Annotated in this window: 12 protein-coding genes; 7 read left to right on the forward strand and 5 right to left on the reverse strand. The window is 49.9% G+C overall.

All coding sequences use genetic code 11. The features are described from left to right. Positions 1-12: 12 nt before the first annotated feature. From AC3Y23_RS19510 to AC3Y23_RS19530, 5 genes are all read left to right on the forward strand, one after another. Positions 13-588 carry a TetR/AcrR family transcriptional regulator gene (locus AC3Y23_RS19510; protein ID WP_379202032.1) on the forward strand — a complete coding sequence of 192 codons (576 nt, stop codon included), beginning with the start codon at positions 13-15 and terminating at the stop codon, positions 586-588. A gap of 267 nt (positions 589-855) precedes the next feature. After that, positions 856-3,210, forward strand: coding sequence for a YhgE/Pip family protein (locus AC3Y23_RS19515; RefSeq protein WP_379202035.1), 2,355 nt, complete (start codon positions 856-858; stop codon positions 3,208-3,210). 374 nt (positions 3,211-3,584) lie between these two features. Beyond that, positions 3,585-8,180, forward strand: a complete 4,596-nt coding sequence (gene gltB / locus AC3Y23_RS19520) for a glutamate synthase large subunit (protein ID WP_379202037.1) — start codon at positions 3,585-3,587, stop codon at positions 8,178-8,180. Positions 8,181-8,378: 198 nt separating this feature from the next. Beyond that, positions 8,379-9,302 carry an ABC transporter ATP-binding protein gene (locus AC3Y23_RS19525; RefSeq protein ID WP_379202039.1) on the forward strand — a complete coding sequence of 308 codons (924 nt, stop codon included), beginning with the start codon at positions 8,379-8,381 and terminating at the stop codon, positions 9,300-9,302. Beyond that, entirely contained in the window at positions 9,295-10,083 is a 789-nt protein-coding gene (locus tag AC3Y23_RS19530) for an ABC transporter permease (RefSeq protein WP_379202041.1), read from the forward strand. Before AC3Y23_RS19525 ends, AC3Y23_RS19530 begins: the two co-directional genes overlap by 8 nt. A gap of 10 nt (positions 10,084-10,093) precedes the next feature. Here AC3Y23_RS19530 and AC3Y23_RS19535 read toward each other — a convergent pair whose 3' ends face one another. Together AC3Y23_RS19535 and AC3Y23_RS19540 are read right to left on the reverse strand one after the other, a co-directional pair. Next, entirely contained in the window at positions 10,094-10,540 is a 447-nt protein-coding gene (locus AC3Y23_RS19535) for a bactofilin family protein (RefSeq protein ID WP_379202043.1), read from the reverse strand. A gap of 39 nt (positions 10,541-10,579) precedes the next feature. Next, positions 10,580-11,881: a M23 family metallopeptidase gene (locus tag AC3Y23_RS19540; protein WP_379202045.1), complete on the reverse strand. Its 1,302-nt coding sequence runs from the start codon at positions 11,879-11,881 to the stop codon at positions 10,580-10,582. 205 nt (positions 11,882-12,086) lie between these two features. On the opposite strand from AC3Y23_RS19540, the gene cls reads away from it, so the two are divergent. Both cls and AC3Y23_RS19550 read left to right on the forward strand, forming a co-directional pair. After that, positions 12,087-13,517, forward strand: a complete 1,431-nt coding sequence (gene cls / locus AC3Y23_RS19545) for a cardiolipin synthase (RefSeq protein ID WP_379202048.1) — start codon at positions 12,087-12,089, stop codon at positions 13,515-13,517. A 117-nt stretch (positions 13,518-13,634) separates the two neighbouring features. Further along, positions 13,635-14,582, forward strand: a complete 948-nt coding sequence (locus AC3Y23_RS19550) for a YitT family protein (protein WP_379202421.1) — start codon at positions 13,635-13,637, stop codon at positions 14,580-14,582. A gap of 202 nt (positions 14,583-14,784) precedes the next feature. Here the strand turns inward: AC3Y23_RS19550 and AC3Y23_RS19555 are convergent, their stop codons facing one another. The 3 genes from AC3Y23_RS19555 to AC3Y23_RS19565 all read right to left on the reverse strand — a co-directional run bounded on the left by AC3Y23_RS19555 (position 14,785) and on the right by AC3Y23_RS19565 (position 19,309). Beyond that, positions 14,785-17,121, reverse strand: coding sequence for an S-layer homology domain-containing protein (locus AC3Y23_RS19555; protein WP_379202050.1), 2,337 nt, complete (start codon positions 17,119-17,121; stop codon positions 14,785-14,787). Between the two features lie 196 nt (positions 17,122-17,317). Then, positions 17,318-18,202 carry a non-homologous end-joining DNA ligase gene (gene ligD, locus AC3Y23_RS19560; protein WP_379202052.1) on the reverse strand — a complete coding sequence of 295 codons (885 nt, stop codon included), beginning with the start codon at positions 18,200-18,202 and terminating at the stop codon, positions 17,318-17,320. 144 nt (positions 18,203-18,346) lie between these two features. Next, positions 18,347-19,309, reverse strand: coding sequence for an ATP-dependent DNA ligase (locus AC3Y23_RS19565; protein ID WP_379202054.1), 963 nt, complete (start codon positions 19,307-19,309; stop codon positions 18,347-18,349). Positions 19,310-19,316 lie beyond the last annotated feature (7 nt).

The raw sequence follows: 19,316 nt of genomic DNA on the forward strand, positions 1-19,316 counted from the left end.
GGATGTGTACGGGTGGCTGTGGTAGATCGAAGGCAGCAGGTGCTTCAGGCCGCGACCAAATCATTTTCGTTATTCGGTTATAAAGCGACCACGATGGATCAGGTGGCCAAGATAGCGAATGTCGGCAAAGGAACCATCTACACCTTTTTTACGAACAAGGAGCAGCTGTTTGATGAGATTCTGGTCGACATGATGACTGAGATGAAGGTGATTGCTGAGCGGGAGATCAGGCGCGATAAGCCCTTCTTTGATAACCTGCACCGCGTGCTGGATGCCTTGTTGGAATTTCGAAGCGAACACGAGCTATTCATCAAGCTTTCCCAGGAAAATCGCGAATTCGGAACACCGCAGGCTCAAGAAGGACTCGATAAGATCGAGAGTGTAGTACTAGAATATATTGAACGGGAGGTGGAACTCGCGATCCGACAGGGGGAGATCAAGCCCTGCGACCCGAAGATCGTATCGGTAGTAATGTTCAGGCTGTACATTGTGCTGACTGCCGAACTGAACAAAACGCACACACCTTTGGACAAAGAGCAAATCAAGGACTACTTTCGTTTGTTTCTCGCTGAAGGGCTGGCACAATAATGTTTAGGATCAGCATAGGGATAGCGTTCCTCATAATTGCTTTCCCTACCATTTACTTCTTTATACCTTAGTTTGGCCACAAATTTATAAAAAGGTTTCCTGCTTTTTTGCAAGAACACCAAGATGGTGCTTTTTTTATGGCTTTGATTGACCGAATGGGGAAAACAGTCACTTGGTGTTACAGTAATGTTTCACATGTACAGCATTTATAAAGCATAATTAAAAACACACTTAAAAAGAGCATATGATCAAAAGGAGAGAACCAGAATGAAATCATTATCCGTGTTTACCAAGGACCTTGGTGCGGCGCTTAGAAATCCTAAAGTGCTGATCCCCATCATAGTTGTCCTCTTCATTCCGGTGATGTATAGCGGATTGTTCCTGAAGGCATTCTGGGACCCGTACGGCAAGATGAATGAGTTGCCGGTCGCCGTAGTGAATCAAGACAAGGGCGCTAATTACGAGGGCAAAGAATTAACAGCTGGTAGTGATCTGGTCGAGGAGCTTAAAAAGACCGATGGCTTCAATTGGAAATTTGTCAGTCGTGAAGAGGCAGATGCCGGACTCAAGGACAGCACTTACTATATGTCCATTATCGTACCTGAGGACTTCTCCGAAAAGGCAACAACTTTGCTGGATAAGGACCCACAGCCAGCCAAAATTATTTTTGAGCCGAACGAAGGCTACAACTTCCTGGCTGGACAAATCGGGGGAACCGCTGTAAAGGAAATCAAGTCGAAAATATCGGCAAAGATTACTGAGGCCTATACCGAATCTGTATTTGATAAAATCACTGAAATCTCCAGCGGTCTTGGCGACGCAGGAGAGGGCGCAGGCAAGATTGCTGATGGCGCAGGCAAGCTGGATGACGGCGCGCTGAAGTTAAAAGAAAACCTGCTTGTGCTGACTGATGGCACAGGCAAATTGAAAGATGGCGTAGAGCCCCTAACTAAAGGTGTTACTGATCTGAACACTGGTGCAGCTGCCCTGGAATCAGGTACCAGCACATTGGCTAGTGGATTGCAGCAGTTGTCCGCTGCACAGAAGCAGCTGCAAGACGGCTTGAACCAAAGCTCGTCCGGTAGCAAGCAACTCAGCGGCGGCCTTCAGCAGGCCGTTACCGGTACAGCGAAGCTGCAAGAAGGAACAAAGGCTGCTGTAGACGGTACTAGCAAGCTGCAAGCAGGCGCACAATCCCTGGTTGACGGCAGCAGCAAGCTGCAGGCAGGATTGAACTCCTCTAAAGATGGCAGTGCGCAGTTGGAAGCCGGTCTGAAGGCTTCCGCAGAAGGTAGCGCCAAAGTAACTGAAGGCGCAAAAGCAGTATCTGACGGCCTGCAGCAGCTGGCCCAGTCGAATCCACAGCTGGCAGCAAGCCCAGCGGTGCAAAAGCTACTGGCTGCCAGCAAAGCGGTAGCTGACGGCAGCGAGCAGCTGCAGCAAAGCCAGCAGCAGCTTGCTCAAGGCGCGACAGCGCTGCATAGCGGCCAAGAACAGCTGGCCCAAGGTGCGGCACAGCTAAACGCAGGCTCGCAGCAGCTTGCAGGCGGCGTAGGCCAACTGCATGATGGTGCACAGCAGCTGAACGCAGGTAGCACACAGCTGCTGCAAGGACAGCAGAAGCTGGCGCAAGGCGCTTCTGCGCTGGCAGCAGGCGGCGACAAGCTGACCGCTGGTATGAAGCAGTTCGGCGAGAAGCTGAGTGAAGCAGCAGCAGGCGGCAGCAAGCTGGCTGATGGCGGCAAAGCGCTGGGCGCAGGTACTTCGAAGCTCCTGAACGGGGTTGGCGAGCTGGGTAACGGCATCAACGCTGTAGCAGATGGTTCCAAGAAGCTGGCAGACGGTGCCGGAGAACTTAAGAACGGGATGGCTGATCTGAAATCCGGTTCCAATGAACTGGCTACCAAACTCGATGAAGCTGCCGAGAAGACAAGTGCAGTGAACAAGACAGATGCTATGGTTCAAATGTTTGCTGAGCCTGTTGTTATCGAAGATCATGCAATCAATAAAGTACCTAACTACGGTACAGGTTTTGCACCATACTTCCTGTCGCTGGGCCTTTTCGTAGGGGCATTGATCTGCACACTGGTTATTCCTACACGTGAATCGGAGGTTGCAGAAGCTACCCGGTTCAACCGCTTTATCAGCCGCACACTGACATTCTCGATGATGAGTCTGCTTCAGTCGATGCTGGCGGCTATGATTGTCCTGTATGGTCTGGGTCTGGAAGTACAGAGTGTACCTCTGTTCTATCTGTTCACTTTCGTCACAAGTCTTGCCTACATGATGATCATCCAGGCGATTGTAACCTGGCTGGCTAACCCGGGCCGTTTCATTGTCATTGTCATTCTGATCTTCCAATTGACAACAAGCGCTGGTACCTTCCCGCTGGAATTGATTCCAGACTGGATGCAGTTCTTTAACCCGCTATTGCCAATGACTTACAGTGTCGCTGGATTAAAGGCAGTGATCTCTACCGGAGATTACAGCGCAATGTGGGGAGATATGGGAAGACTTGCTATCTATGGCGTGGTCTTCATGGTCCTTACCCTCGCTTACTTCATGACGCGCGGCCGTGATCAAGAGGCTCTTTTGAAGAACGAAAAAGCAATAACAATTTAATCGATAGGCTGTTTAGTTTGGTCTATACACCAAGAAGCGCTCCCATGTGGAGCGCTTCTTGTGTCTTTAGCAATGACAGTTTTCGTTAAAAAAGAGGTGAAGTTAGGAAAATTAATGAAACAATTTTTAGTGCAAAAAAAATAATGCAAATAATATGTATTACTCTACATGGAAATGCAAATAAATCTTTGGTTAAGTAAAGCTGTACAGCAAAAACTATAGTTAATCAACATCATAAAAAACTGTAATTTGCCCAGCATAAACCCCAGTGATACACTAGTAAAACCTAATCCGCGTTGAACAATTATTAAGGTTTTAATAGGACAAATTTTCTCGAGATTCCGCCCCAATTTATTATAGAAAGGTTGCGTAAGATGAGACACACTGAACTGCCCCGCAAACAGGGCCTGTATGATCCCCAGTTCGAAAAAGATGCTTGCGGCATGGGATTTGTTGCCCATATTAAAGGCGTACCGTCCCATGAAATCGTAAGCAATGCCTTGACCATGCTCATCAATATGGAGCACCGGGGAGGCCAGGGAAGCGAGCCGAACTCCGGTGACGGAGCCGGCATCATGCTGCAAATCCCGCATCGTTTCTTTGTAGGCGAAGCCAAGAAGCTTGGCTTTGAACTACCTGAGCAAGGCCATTATGGCGTGGGTATGATCTTTTTGTCTCATAACGAGGAGATCAGAAGCCGCCATGAGGCCCTCTTAAGTCAGATTATTGCCGAAGAAGGACAAGAGGTGCTCGGCTATCGCGACGTACCTACGTTTGACGAGATGCTGGGCAAGACGGCCAAGGCTGCTAAGCCTTATGTGCGCCAGGTCTTTATCGGACGCTCCGCAGCGGTATCCGATGAGCTGGCCTTCGAGCGGAAGTTGTATGTCATCCGCAGACGAGCCGAGCTGGCTATCCGGTACAGCGGTGCAGAAGAGGGAGAATCCTTCTATCTGCCAAGCTTATCTTGTCGCAAGATCGTTTATAAAGGAATGTTGACTACAGAGCAGGTGGGACAATTCTATCTTGATCTGCAGGATGAGAAGCTGGAATCGGCCATCGCGCTGCTTCACTCCCGCTTCAGCACCAATACGTTCCCGAGCTGGGAACGTGCTCACCCGTATCGCTTCATGATTCATAACGGCGAGATTAACACGCTGCGCGGCAATGTGAACTGGATGCATGCCCGCCAATCGCTGTTCAAGAGTGAAGTGTTCGGCGAATCCCTCGACAAGATCAAGCCGGTTATCAATCCGGATGGTTCCGATACAGGGATGTTCGATAACACCTTCGAATTCCTGTACCTGAGCGGACGCTCCCTGCCGCAGGTAGCCATGATGATGGTACCTGAGCCTTGGAGCAATCATGACAGCATGGATGAGGAGAAGAAAGCATTCTATCAATACCATAGCACCCTGATGGAGCCTTGGGACGGACCGGCAGCAATGGGCTTCACTGACGGTGTGCAGATCGGTGCCATGCTTGACCGTAATGGATTGCGTCCTGCGCGTTACTACGTTACAAAAGACGATAAGATCATCCTGTCTTCTGAAGCGGGTGTACTGGATATCCCAGCAGAGAACGTGCTATACAAGGACCGTTTGAAGCCAGGCCGCATGCTGCTCGTGGATACGAAGGAAGGCCGCATCATTTCCGATGAGGAAGTGAAAGCAGCCATCGTCTCCGAACGCCCTTATCGTGCATGGCTGGATGAGCATCTGATTAGCCTTGATGAGCTTCCGGATGCGCCTGAGCTGCCTAATCCGAAGCATGACAATGTACAGCAATTGCAGCAGTCGTTCGGTTATACGTTTGAGGATCTTCGTAAGGTGCTTGAGCCAATGGCGTCCACCGGCGCAGAAGCTGTTACGTCTATGGGCTACGATGCTCCGCTTGCGGTGTTATCCGATCGTCCACAGCGTCTGTACAATTACTTCAAGCAGATGTTTGCCCAGGTAACGAATCCGCCGATTGATGCGATTCGCGAAGAATTAGTCACTTCCACGACGACAACCATCGGTCCTGAGCGCAACTTGCTGAAGCCTGAACCGGAAAGCTGTCGGCAAATCTCCTTGGAGACGCCGATTCTGTCCAATGAAGACTTCGCCAAGCTCCGCCATGTCCGTCGAGCCGGTTTCAAGTCGATGACCATTCCTACCTTGTTCCCGGCTGAGCTGGGTGCTGAAGGGATGCGTGTCGCCCTGGACCGTTTGTCCGAGGCAGCTGACCGGGTCATTGCCAAAGGCCATAACATTCTTATTCTGTCTGACCGCGGCGTAGACCGTGAAAACGCGGCTATTCCGGCCCTCTTGGCCGTGTCCAGTCTGCACCACCATCTGATCCGCCAAGGCACTCGGACCAAGGTTAGCATCCTGCTGGAATCCGGCGAACCGCGCGAAGTGCACCATTATGCACTGCTGCTCGGTTATGGCGTCAGTGCGGTGAACCCTTATCTGGCATTCGAGAGTCTGGATGATATGATCAGCCAAGGCTTGCTACGCGGCATCTCGCATGCCAAAGCCGTGAAGAACTATATCAAAGCTGCGACGAAGAGCGTAGTTAAAATACTATCCAAGATGGGGATTTCGACCATTCAATCCTATCGCGGCGCACAAATCTTTGAAGCTGTCGGTCTGAATTCTGACTTCGTGGATCGTTACTTCACCTGGACGCCTTCCCGCATTGGTGGGATCGGTCTTGAGGAAGTGGCAGCGGAAGCGCTGGCCCATCATAACCGTGCCTTCACCGAGAAGGACGGCAATGACAAAGTGCTGGATTCTGGCGGCGACTACCAATGGCGCAGTGACGGAGAAGAGCATTTGTTCAACCCGCAGACCATTCACCTTCTTCAGCACTCAGTGCGTAGTGGCGACTATAACATGTACAAGAAATATGCCGCGCTTGTTCAAGGCGAGAGTGAGAAGCATTTGACCCTCCGGTCACTGCTGGAATTCAAATCTCCTTATGAACCGGTTCCGCTGGAAGAGGTCGAATCTGTAGAATCGATCATGAAACGCTTCAAGACCGGTGCGATGTCCTTCGGTTCGATCAGTAAGGAAGCGCATGAGACTTTGGCGATCGCGATGAACCGCATTGGTGGTAAGAGCAACACCGGTGAGGGCGGTGAAGACCCGGCACGTTTCATTCCTGACAGCAACGGCGATTCCCGCCGCAGTGCGATTAAGCAGGTCGCGTCAGGACGGTTCGGGGTTACTTCTAACTATCTGGTGAATGCCGATGAGATTCAGATCAAGATGGCGCAAGGCGCGAAGCCGGGCGAAGGCGGACAGCTTCCGGGACGCAAGGTATATCCTTGGGTTGCTGAGGTTCGTGGTTCCACAGCAGGCGTAGGCTTGATCTCACCGCCGCCTCACCATGACATATACTCCATTGAGGATTTGGCAGAGCTGATCTACGATCTGAAGAATGCCAATCCACGTGCAAGTATTAACGTGAAGCTGGTGTCCGAAGTAGGCGTAGGGACGATTGCGGCCGGAGTAGCCAAGGGCCGTGCCGATATCATTCTGGTCAGCGGTTATGATGGCGGAACAGGCGCATCGCCGATGAACTCAATCCGTCATGCCGGTCTCCCATGGGAGCTGGGTCTTGCGGAAACGCACCAAACGCTGATTCTCAACAATCTGCGAGACCGTGTAGTGCTGGAGACGGACGGCAAAATGCTTAGCGGACGTGACCTTGCTGTAGCGGTATTGCTCGGTGCAGAAGAGTATGGCTTCTCGACAGCACCTCTGGTGGCTGTTGGCTGTATCATGATGCGTGTATGCCAAATGGACACTTGTCCGGTGGGTGTAGCCACCCAGAACCCTGATCTGCGCAAGAATTTCACAGGAGACCCACATCATGTGGTTAACTTCATGAATTTCGTGGCCCAGGATCTACGTGAAATCATGGCTGAGCTCGGCTTCCGTACCATTGAAGAGATGGTCGGACGCACCGATTGTCTCGATGCTGTGAAGGCTTCGTACCACTGGAAGAAGAAGGGCGTTGACCTGAGCAGTCTGCTGCATTCGCCAGAGCTTCCGGAAGGCAGCACCCGCTACCGCAGTCAGTATCAGAACCATGGCCTGGATGAGACGCTCGACGTCTCCAAGCTGCTTGAACTGGCAGCTCCAGCGCTGGAGAATGGTACCGTGGTAGAAGCATCCCTGCCAATTACGAACGTTAACCGTGCGGTAGGTACGATCCTGGGTAGTGAGCTGACCCGTAAGTACGGAGCAGCAGGTCTGCCAGACGATACGATTTCTCTACACTTCACCGGTTCCGCTGGTCAAAGTTTGGGAGCATTCGTGCCGAAGGGGATCACGATCACTGTTGAAGGGGACTCCAATGACTATGTCGGCAAAGGATTGTCCGGTGGTAAGCTGATCATTAAGCCGTCACCGCAGGCTACCTTTGCAGCCGAGGATAATATTATCATCGGGAATACAGCATTATACGGTGCAACTAGCGGAGAAGCCTATATCAACGGAATCGCCGGTGAACGCTTCGCGGTACGTAACTCCGGAGCGAATGTTGTTGTAGAAGGTGTAGGCGACCATGGCTGTGAATACATGACCGGAGGGCGCGTAGTTGTTCTCGGTGAGACGGGACGCAACTTCGCGGCTGGAATGTCGGGCGGTATCGCCTATGTCTACGATCCAGACAATAGCTTCATCCAGCGCTGCAACCTGGAAATGGTTCTGCTTGAACGGGTAGAAGAGGCCGAGGAAGCTGAAGAACTGTTCAGTCTGATCTCCCGTCATAAAGAACTGACAGGTAGTGCGATTGGTACGCGAGTTCTTGAGCAGTGGAATGATAGTCTGCCGAAGTTTGTCCGTGTCATTCCTAAGGATTACAAACGGATGATGCAGCAGATTCGCAAGGTGGAGCAGACCGGCTTGTCCGGGGAAGCTGCCTTGATGGCCGCTTTTGAAGCCAACATGCGTGAGCTTGCCCGTGTAGGCGGTTAAGTGGAACGCAGGTCACTGCAATGATGGAATAAACAATAGAGGGATTTGGTCCTGCTTTGCAATGCAGAGGAGGGGCCGAATCCCTTTTTTCATAATTCTCTATCGCATTACATTTTTTAGAAAAAATGAGTTATGTGGTACACTAGACGGGTTAAATAAAAAGAATAGTTGTTTCAACACAAGAGAGGACGTGAGACTATGCTGACGACGGAACTTGCCGAACCGGTTGCCAGGCTACAGGGTGTGACTAAAAAAATCGGCTCCAAGACGCTGGTAAGCGATTTGACACTGGATATCCCGGCAGGCCAAATCTTCGGTTTTCTGGGGCCAAACGGTGCAGGTAAGACCACTACAATCCGGATGATGGTAGGCTTAATCTCTATCAGTCGGGGCGATATTTTGATCTGCGGCCGGAGTATTAAAGATCAGTTTGAAGAAGCCGTGGCCCATGTTGGTGCAATCGTTGAGAATCCAGAGATGTACAAATTCCTGACTGGATATCAGAATCTGCGTCAATACGCGAGAATGGTAAGCGGCGTAACGAAGCAGCGGATTGATGAGGTAATAAAGCTGGTAGGATTGGATAATCGAATCCATGATAAGGTGAAAACCTATTCCTTGGGAATGCGGCAACGGTTGGGTGTGGCCCAGGCCCTGCTGCATCGGCCCAAGCTGCTAATTTTGGACGAGCCGACCAATGGACTAGATCCTCAGGGCATTCGCGAGCTGCGGGATTATCTGCGTCGGTTATGTCAGCAAGAGGGGACGACGGTGTTCGTATCCAGTCACTTGCTCTCCGAGATGGAATTGATGTGTGACAGTGTAGCCATTATTCAAAACGGTCGGTTGGTGGATGTCAGACAGCTGAAGAACACAGGCGACACAGTGGTAGCAGCTGTGGAAACCTTGTTCGAGGTGGATCATGCAGAAACTGCTATGGCTTTGCTTGATCGGGGGATTCTGAAGGATGGGGGGCTTGTACTGGAAGTGACCCGCGAGGAAATTCCGGCCTTGAACGAGCTGTTGGTCAACGGTGGGGTTAAGGTGTACGGGATCAGAGCCTTGTCCCGTTCGCTGGAGGATCAATTTTTGGAAATGACTGGAGGTGAAGGCATTGGGTAAATTCTCGGGACTCATACATAATGAGAATATCAAAATCTATAGCAGGGTGCGTACCTGGGTGATGCTGTTGATTTTGGCGATCATGAGTGCACTGATGCCAGTGTTGTTCTACTTCTCAACCGGTGACAAGAACCATCTCATGGGACTTTGGGAGACCTTCCAGATGACAGTGAGTGTGGCCTTTTTCCTGAATACCATATTTACAGTTGTTGTGGCCTCTGACTCCATAGCGGGCGAATTTTCCTGGGGGACAATCAAGCTGCTATTGATTCGCCCGTGGAGTCGTTCCAAAATACTGCTATCCAAATATATTTCCATGATATTATTCAGCCTGCTAAGTACAGGGGTGTTAATTGCGTTTGGTCTGGGCTCTGCGTACTTGTTCTCTTCTCAGACGGGAGACGTTATGCTTTCCCTGACCGGTTGGAGTCCGGGAGCCTATTCCTTTATGGATTTGCTGTTCCGTTATATTGAGCTGTTCTTGACCGCGACGCTGGCCTTTATGGTATCCAGTGTATTCCGGGCTAGCGGTCTGGCTATCGGATTATCGCTGTTTATTATATTTGCCAAAAATCTGATTGTGATCATCTTCAACCCGGACAGATATCAGTGGGCGAAATATCTGCTGTTCACCCATATGGACCTGCGGGTATACCTGTCATCGAATGTTGGTCCAGGAGGAGCCACACTGGGCTTCTCAGTAGCCGTACTGGCTGCGTATTATATGCTGTTCCTGCTGATTGCTTGGATTGTGTTCCGCAAGCGGGATGTAGCGGCCTAGGAACCAATGATTATCCGGCTTCACGTGCATTCTGCGCTTTGGCAGCGCGTGCTGCGGCCTTGTCCGGTTTTGCCTTCTGTTCTTGCCCGCCCGCTGACTTCGGGGCGGGCTGTTTCATGTCTACCGAACCATTCAAGAAGCTGCCCTCCATAATGTTAAGCGTGGCGGCTGAAATATTGCCGTGCAGCTGGCCGCTGCCCGTCATGATGAGCCTGCGGTTCGCGGTAACATCACCGTATACTTTTCCGGCAATGATAATCTCTTCCGCGGTAATACTGGAACGGACAGTTCCTTGTTCCCCTATGGTGACTGTTCCGCTGCACTCAATCTCCCCGCTGAAGGTTCCTTCAATTCGTAAATTAGTGTCGCAATGTACCTTTCCCTCCAGGGTTCCTCCATGTCCGATTAATGAATCTGTGGACTTGAAAGGTGTGCCTTTTCCTCGTTTCTTCCACATTTTATTTCCTCCTGTTCCATATGGACTAAGTACATAGTTTTAAGGCTTTACATATGTCAGCGGATTCACCGGGTTGTTCTGTTTGACCACTTGAAAGTGAAGATGGGGGCCTGTGCTGCGCCCTGTACTGCCCACCAGACCAATTTTTTGTCCTTTGATTACTTTTTCTCCAGGAGAAACATTCATTCCACTAAGATGCATGTACCATGTCTCCAGTCCGTTCGGGTGTTTGACGACAATATATTTGCCTCTGGCGCTTTGCTGGTCGACAGCGACGACTTCGCCGGAGAGGGCGGCAAAGACAGGATCTCCAGTTTTTGCTGCGATGTCGATGCCGGCATGGAAAGCAGACACACTTTTAAACGGATCAGAGCGGTAGCCGAAATTCGAGGAAATGACTTTGGAAAGCGTCGGCCACGTTACCCCAGAATCCAGTTTTTGCTTTTGGGCTTCCACTTGTTTGGCCTGCTTCTGGGCAGCTTGGGTGCTAGCTTCTTTAGCTTGATGAATGGTGTTGGAGATCCGGCTCAGCATTTCATCCAGAATACTGTGAATTTCCTCAAAATCGTCCTTAGTATCCTCAATTAGCTGAAAAGGATCGTTCTGATGCACGGCGATATATTCACCGCCTACCTGTGGAGTTACGGTATCACCAATGATGCCCCTCATGGCTCCGATCCGGAAGCGGATAGCGGGGGAAGCGGGCGATGCAGCAGGCTCCGGTACGAAAATTACCGAGGATGCCTTAGTAGTGGATGAATCCTCTTGACTACTGGTAGCTGCCGTACTGACTGTACTGGCAGTCGTTTTGGATGCAGATGCGGAGGTGGGAGCAATTGCAGCTGAGACAGAACCTTTCTGGCCCGCAGTAGAGGAAGATTTCAGCGTGGAAGCAGCAGAGTTTTCCTTATCCGTTCCGGAACGACTTCCCGAGGTCGTAGCGGGCGTTGCGCCAGTTGGTGTTGTTTTCTCTTTGTTCAAAAGGGATTGCAGTTGCTTCTCAAGCTCACTTACATTCTTCAACCGGTCCCTGATATTCTCGGCCTCCTCCGACAAATCCGTGACCTGACTGCGCAGGTGGAGCAATGTCTGGTCCTTGTCCGCGACCTGCATTTCCATACGAAGATTGGTCAAAGATAGCGCAGCAGCTTCTGCTTCCAGTTCAGCAATGGTCTTCGATGCATGAAAATGCATGGAGGTGACCAGACTGGAGATAGATAGAGCGGCTGCAGCCGGCAGGGCCAACGCCATCGGCCTGGATAGCTGCAGCTGTCGGACCGGACGCCCAGCATCCCGGACAACGAGCAGTGTGATGCCGCTACGATCTGGCTGGCTTTTCATAGCGTCTCCTTCCTGCGGCTTTAGGCAGCCGCTCCTGTATTGCTGCGGGCAGGCAGTGGATCGTTCCGCAGTTCTATCCGATTTGTCCTATTACTCTATGTATTCGATATCTTTCGGGAACATGACAATGGTTTGTTGAAAAAAAGAAGAGAAGAGCCTTGGGCCACGATGGCTGCGCTCTGATTACTGAGGGGGAGTCGGCTGTATGAAGGTGCTTGCCATAATTCTAGTTCTCTTTATTGTTCAGCTGGCTGTAATTCTGCTGCTTGAATTTAGGCGCCCGCAGCGGGCGGTAGCCTGGATGTTCCTTACTTTCTGCTGTCCCCCGCTGGGGCTGCTTTTCTATTATGCATTAGGTCGTGATTTCCGGAGAAAATGCTCAGTGAGCCAAAAGTGCATTACCCGTCAGCCTGAAATTCACGCTCATGTCTCTGGCAAAAGTCGTGTGGTCAACAAGCTGGAGGAGTGCGGAAATCCGCAGTTCGCTCAGCAAAGAGAGCTGCTGTCCCTGCTGGCTGGGCTGTCGAAAAGTCCAATTACCGGCTGTAATACCACCAGGCTGCTCTCCAGTACAGAGGAGGCATACAACTCTATGCTGGAAGCAATGGAAGGCGCCCGTGAGCATATTCATCTGGAATTCTATATCTTTCGTGATGATGAGATCGGGGATCGATTCCAGGATGTAATGATTCGTAAAGCCCGGCAAGGGGTTAAGGTACGCCTGCTGTGCGATGGGATGGGCAGTCATGCCCTGAGCCGCAGATATATCCGGACGCTGCGTAGAGCCGGTGTCGAGGTGCATTTCTTTTTGCCGCCACTGCTTTCGCTGCTGGAAGGACGCTTCAATTATCGGAACCACCGTAAACTTTTGATCGTAGATGGACTAGTGGGTTTTACTGGTGGGATGAATGTGGGGGACGAGTATCTCGGCCGTAATCCCAAAATAGGCTATTGGCGCGACACACAACTGCGTCTGGAGGGAGACGCCGTTTATTTTATACAATACGTCTTCCTAAAGGACTGGAAGCTGGCCTCCGGAGAAGGGGTAAGTCACCCCCGTCTATTCCCTGCTCATTCTTGCGTGGGAAAGGAGTCGGTGAAAATTGTGCCAAGCGGGCCGGATGGGCAGATGGATGCGTCACAAGAGATGTATTTTGGAGCCCTGTGCGCTGCGAAGAGTCGAATCTGGATCTCCTCGCCGTACTTCATTCCTGATCCCGCGATTTGCCGGGCGTTGAAGAATGCAGTGCTCAAAGGGGTTGATGTCAGGATAGTTATCCCAGCGAAGCCAGACAACTGGGTCGTCTATTATGCATCCTTGTCTTATCTGGAGAATTTGCAGGATGCAGGTGTGAAATTCTACCGCTATACCAAAGGATTCATGCATGCCAAAATCATGGTGGCCGACGATTTGCTCGCGGCCGTGGGCAGCGCAAACCTTGATATGCGTAGCTTTTACTCTAATTTTGAGCTGACAGCATTGCTGCTAGACCTTAAAGCTATCTCAGCGGTGGCGGATGGATTTCAGCGGGATTTGAAGCACAGTGAGTTTATAAATCCAGAGCAATTTAGAGAGAGAAGCAGATTTGTCAAGCTGGGCGAGGGCATTTGTCAGCTGTTATCACCGCTCCTATGACAGGAAAAGTGACAAACAACAAAATTCTTGAACGTTTTTTACATGAACCATTCATTATGAAACGTTTATTTATGATATAATAAAGTGTACAAAACAGAAATGTAAGCCATGAACCTCATATCTTATGTTTCAAAATTATACTGTAATTGTAGGGGGAGTTCTATGAATGTGAGTCACGAACTGTTGACGAAAGAAGGCAAAACGCAAAAGTCCGGAGCGATCAAAACGGCGAAGCTTGCACAACGAGTTGTTATGCTGGCTATAGGAGCAGCGATGATGTCGGTTGCACTGGAGATATTCCTTGTACCGAATCAGATGATTGACGGTGGTATTACAGGGATCTCGATCATGCTGTCGCATATTTTTGATATTCCCCTCGGTATTCTGTTGACGCTGCTTAACCTTCCATTCCTGTTGATCGGCTATAAGCAAATCGGTAAAACGTTCGCTTTATCCACTTTATTTGCGGTAGTTCTGATGTCCATTGGAACTCAGTTGCTGCATCCGGTTAAGCCGTTTACCTCCGATCCACTGCTGGCTGCCGTATTTGGCGGTATCATTCTAGGGGTTGGCGTCGGGCTGGTTGTCCGTTATGGCGGATCGCTAGATGGTACGGAAATTGTGGCGATTCTGGTTGCCAAGAGACTACCGTTTTCTGTAGGCGAAGTTGTAATGTTCTTTAACCTGTTTATTCTATCGGGTGCAGGCTTTGTGTTCGGCTGGAATAATGCAATGTTCTCACTTATTGCCTATTATATAGCATTCAAATTGATTGATATTACACTTGAAGGTCTGGATCAGTCGAAGTCGGTATGGATTATCAGCGAGAAATTCCGGGATATCGGAGAAGCGCTGACAGAGCGCCTTGGGCGCGGTGTTACGTATCTGGATGGAGAAGGCGGATTCTCCGGCGAGAACAAGAAGGTTATCTTTGTGGTCATTACTCGTCTGGAAGAAGCTAAGCTGAAGGCTATTGTAGAGGATTGGGATTCTGACGCATTTGTTGCGATTGGTAATATCCATGATGTCAAGGGTGGACGCTTCAAGAAAAAATCCATCCACTAGCAAAGCTCGAGTACGGGCTTTAACTCACTGAAAGAAGGTATATTTACGAACGATCGGTCAATAAATACGGCAGAACCCTCTTTATGTGCCGTATTCTTATATAGAATACCTTCTGCATTTTTTATTAAAGGCATACAAAAAAGCGCAAGCTGAAAGGATACCGCATCCTGGGGCTTGCGCTTTTTGCATTGTTAAAATGTTGTTATAGCGGTTGTACCGATTTCAATGTAATTTGTTGTTCTTCGGAAAAGGACTTCTGGGTTCCGATGCCATCGGCATCTGCTCTAAAGCGAATAAGGTAATCCCCTACAGCCGGAATTCGTTTATTATACAGCTCGAAGGCGACGTCCTGCTTAAAGCCTGATATGTTCTTAATAGTCAGGGTATGCCCCCCATTGCTTATTTCCTCCGCTGTTATATTCCTCCACCCGCCTACAGCTATATAGTCATTAGTGGTGAACGTCAGTCCTTCCATTGTAACTTCCAAGATTCCATTCGAAAAAGTTTCCCCCGTAAAATAGTCAAGGCGTATTACGGATTGAAGAGATCCGGTTTGATATAACTTGGAGTGTATGAAATCCGTTCCAATATTGAAACCATAATTAATTGCAGGCAATGTTGGTACAGCCGGACGAACTCCTTTTTGCAGAGTGAACGTAAACGCATGTTCCGCATCGCGCGGAGACTCGTTGTCGTTATCATTCGTGGAGGTAAGGATATAGCTATATACCCCTGCATCCAGATCGCCGATATTGGCAGCAGGGAGTGATCCGTCCGACTGACTTAAGCCAAGATTAATCGGACTTCCCAAGCGGTCTTCTTCATCCACGATGCCGTTCTCGTTAAGATCCTCCCAGCGATAAGCCTTTACTACAGTGTCCGGTTCACTAACCGCGCCAGCCAAGCCTCTGATTTGATCCTGTTCACTATTGTAATTGTCAATAACTTCAAATTTTGTGATATCGACTGTTGGCACATTTGATTTGATAATCTGATTCAGTGTTTTGGTAGCGGTGGTTCCTGTTTTGGTTCCTGTTTTGGCTATTGGTGTAACCTTAAGTGTAATGTAGCTTCCAAGATCTTCGTCAGTCAATCGATAATATTGATTAGTGGCTCCAGAGATGGCTGTCTTGTCGGAAGCCTCCAGGGATTCAGAACGATACCATTGATAATTCAAGGAATCAACCTCATCGTTCTCTGCGTCAATATAGTCAAAATCAGCAAGGAGTTGATCTCCCACAGTAGGCTCATCTCGTGAAATAATCTGTAAATCCTGAATGGTTGGAGCTTCGTTTACGCCAGATAGATTTGATCCGCGATACTCCGCTTTGTTAAATGCATGGGATGCATCTTCTCCCCCAATGTAAAGAACAGCATTCGGTCCCGTCACATCTGAGACAATTTTAAAGCTAAATAAATCAACGACCGCTGCCTTGGCGTTCACATGACCTTCGGTCAAAGCCGTATTTAAGGCGCGCACAAAATCTCTCATGTCCTCATAGTTTTGATCCGCTGTGATCGTTGCTGTATTTACACCGTCGCTAACGGTAAATGTCTTTGGCTGTTCCGTGAAGTTACTATTGTAAATTCTTTTACTAAGTGCAAACGCAGATGATGTCTCGTAAACCGGTGTTGGTGTTGGTTCCGGTGTTGGTACCGGTGTCGGTATTGGTGTCGAAGATGGCTCCGGAGTCGGAGTTGGTGTCGATGATGGTACCGGAGTCGGAGTTGGTGTCGATGATGGTTCTGGCGTCGGAGTTGGTGTCGACGATGGTACCGGCGTCGGTGTTGGCTCAGGTGTTGGTGTCAGGTTAGAGCCCCCTGCAATTGGTGTGGATTGTGGAATAACGACCCCTTGTACAGGTTCCGGTGTGGCTGGCTGACTTGGGTTCTCTATATCTTGTTTTGATTTTTCGCCGAGGAATTTAGAAGCAACCAGAGCAACTTCCTGACGAAGCGCACTTTTCTTCGGTCCGAAGGAGCCGTCAGAATTACCTCTCATTAAGTTCAATTCCAAGGCAGCGGCGACAGAATCTTTGGCCCAATCTGAGATGGAGGAGGCGTCGCTGAAGGTTAGATTCTGGCCTTTTCCGGTGATATCAACAGCTAATGCATTCATAAAAATAACAGCCATTTGTTCACGAGTCAGCGTATTCGCTGCTCCAAAGTTTCCTCCGCCCAGTCCTTTCACGAGTCCTGCCTTCACAGCTGCCTCCACGGCATTAAAGGCGTAGGAATTACTTGGGACATCGCTAAACGTAGCTAACGCTGGCGGAGAAGTTAAATCAAGATTCAGTGTCTTAGCCAGAATGATCGCAAAGTCTTGTCTGGAGATGATCCCGGTCGGATTGAATTTGCCATCCCCAGTTTCATTGATAATCCCTTTGTTCGTTAGTTCCAATATCGCATCTTTGGCGTAAGAGTTAGAGATGTCCGTATACGATGACGAGGCGAATGCGTGAGGTACTAAAGTACCAAGCAGCACCGTGGTAGATAATATAGTTACAGATTTCTTTTTTAACGATTGTTTCTTGCCCATAGACTACTTTCCCCCTTGGAAATATTGCATATGACATATCTCTCAAAACATCGACATTATCTGCACAACTGATTGTACATTTTGATACTGAACCGATTCTGGACAGTGGCTGATAGGAGAGCTATTGCTGAAATAATAATGGCACGACAAAAAGAAGCCCTCCTTATAAGAAGGACTTCACTGGATGCTGTTCTTTTTAGGAAAGCTGCTGCACAATCGCTTCTATCGGCTGTGGGGGGACGCTGGCAATCAGGTCGCCCATTTGGCGCAGCCGTTCCTCGATATTAAGCAGATGATAATCGGTAATCGAGACGTCTCGTTCAACTTCTTCCCAGGTAAGAGGTGTCGAGACGGTTGCGAGCGGGCGAGCTCGGGGGGTGTAAGGGGCCGCAAGAGTTTTGCCGCCGTAATGTTGAAGATAGTCAAAGTAAATTTTATCCCCGCGGTGCTTCTTCAGCCGTTCCAAGGTGAACAGCTCCGGGTGCTTCTCGGTCACAAAACGTCCGACAAAATGGCCTACCGTTCGAAGGTCGTCAAAGGTTACACCCGGGGTAATCGGGACGATAATTTGAACGCCTGTTGCTCCGGAAGTTTTGGGAACTGAGGTGAGACCAAGGGATTGCAGCACCTTACCTACTATTGAGGCTGCTTCCATAATGCGAGGCTCCTCCTCGCGGGAAGGGTCCAGATCAATCATCCATTCACAGGGTAGCACGCTTCCGGCGTAGTGCAGGGAAGGATGAAATTCGAGCGCGGCAAGATTGCCTAGCCAGATCAGTTCGGGCAAACCCTGTAAAGTAATATAGGAGATGTTGTCCTGATTATAAGTGTGAACGAAGTCCGGAAGTGGCTCGGGCGCATTTTTCTGATAAAAAGACATACCGGATACCCCATGGGGATAGCGAATGACAGTCAGCAGCCGGTCCCGGCAGTAACGTAGCAGATAGGGTGAGAGCGCGGCAAGTTTTTGCAGATACATTTTCTTCGTAATGCCGACTTCTGGCCATAGGGGCTTATCGGGATTCGTGATGGCGATTTCTTGACCCTCTATTGTGATGGAACCTTTGACTGCAGTGGGCATGCTGGACTCCTCCTCAGGCTTTATCTCCCGTTAGCAATATTGTGTACATCCCGCCATATTTTCAGCACGGTTCATCATAATCAATCCATAATCATGTGAAAAGCGTCCTTCCGGCAGCTCCGGAAGAACGCTTATTTTTTCTGTTTAAGTCAACGCGGCTGCACTCCGCTGACTTAACAGGCAGTCCTGTGGTGGAATATCCACCTGGGCCTGAATGACAGGCTGGCGGAGTGTTCCAGATGTATTCCACTCCAGAAAGTGGATCTTAAAGCAGAGCTGCGGCATGATCCAGAAGGCTGCTTTGCTCCGCTGGGGCAGCGTAGCAAAAGGCATACTTGGAGCTGGCGCTTCATGTGCGTACCGGGTAAGCTCCTGCCAATCCTGCACGGTCAACTTGCCCGCACCTGCATGGCCAATATAATGCAGCTCGCCTTCATCGTCATACAGACCAAGTAGCAGCGCGTTGACCATTCCGTCACGGAAGGTGACTCCTCCGGCAACCGCAACAAGATCCTGAATGATTTTGCGCTTCTGCCAGCGCTTGTCCTTGCCACTCAGGGCGTAGGTACTGTTGATGTCCTTACAGACTATGCCTTCGAGCCCGCCCTTTTGAGCGGCATTGAACAGTTCTGCCGGATCGGTATAACTTGGAACACTCTGCACATGAGGATAAGGCAGCAGCATTTCAGTCAGAAGCTGCTGCCTCTTATGCAGCGGCTGGTCGAGCAGCCATAAGCCATTGCAGTACAGGATGTCAAAGACCATATACATGATCGGCACCTGCTGCTTTACAAATTGGATCGTGCCTTCTGTCCTCAGACTATCCCGCCGCATAACTTCGTGAAAAGAAGGCTTGCCGCCGCTGAGGGCGATAATTTCGCCATCCAGAATGACGGAGCTTGCTTTGCAATAAGCAGTGGCATCCGCAAGCTCGGGATACTGGAGCGTGCGGCGGTTACCACGTCTGTTAACCAGTTCGGTGCTGCTTCCGTCGTAATAGGACAGCATGCGAACGCCATCCCACTTGATCTGGGCGATCCATTGGTCACCCAGTGGAAGCTGTTTGGCTAGTATGGGCTCGAAGGGAATCACCGGCTTCAGCTTCATCAGTCGG

The organism is Paenibacillus sp. MAHUQ-45 (assembly GCF_058133325.1).

Coding starts and splice junctions, on each gene's coding strand:
- AC3Y23_RS19515 (WP_379202035.1), top strand. CDS start 856: ATGAAATCATTATCCGTGTTTACCAAGGACCTTGGTGCGGCGCTTAGA.
- gltB (WP_379202037.1), top strand. CDS start 3,585: ATGAGACACACTGAACTGCCCCGCAAACAGGGCCTGTATGATCCCCAG.
- AC3Y23_RS19525 (WP_379202039.1), top strand. CDS start 8,379: ATGCTGACGACGGAACTTGCCGAACCGGTTGCCAGGCTACAGGGTGTG.
- AC3Y23_RS19535 (WP_379202043.1), bottom strand. CDS start 10,540: ATGTGGAAGAAACGAGGAAAAGGCACACCTTTCAAGTCCACAGATTCA.
- AC3Y23_RS19540 (WP_379202045.1), bottom strand. CDS start 11,881: ATGAAAAGCCAGCCAGATCGTAGCGGCATCACACTGCTCGTTGTCCGG.
- cls (WP_379202048.1), top strand. CDS start 12,087: ATGAAGGTGCTTGCCATAATTCTAGTTCTCTTTATTGTTCAGCTGGCT.
- AC3Y23_RS19555 (WP_379202050.1), bottom strand. CDS start 17,121: ATGGGCAAGAAACAATCGTTAAAAAAGAAATCTGTAACTATATTATCT.
- ligD (WP_379202052.1), bottom strand. CDS start 18,202: ATGCCCACTGCAGTCAAAGGTTCCATCACAATAGAGGGTCAAGAAATC.
- AC3Y23_RS19565 (WP_379202054.1), bottom strand. CDS start 19,309: ATGAAGCTGAAGCCGGTGATTCCCTTCGAGCCCATACTAGCCAAACAG.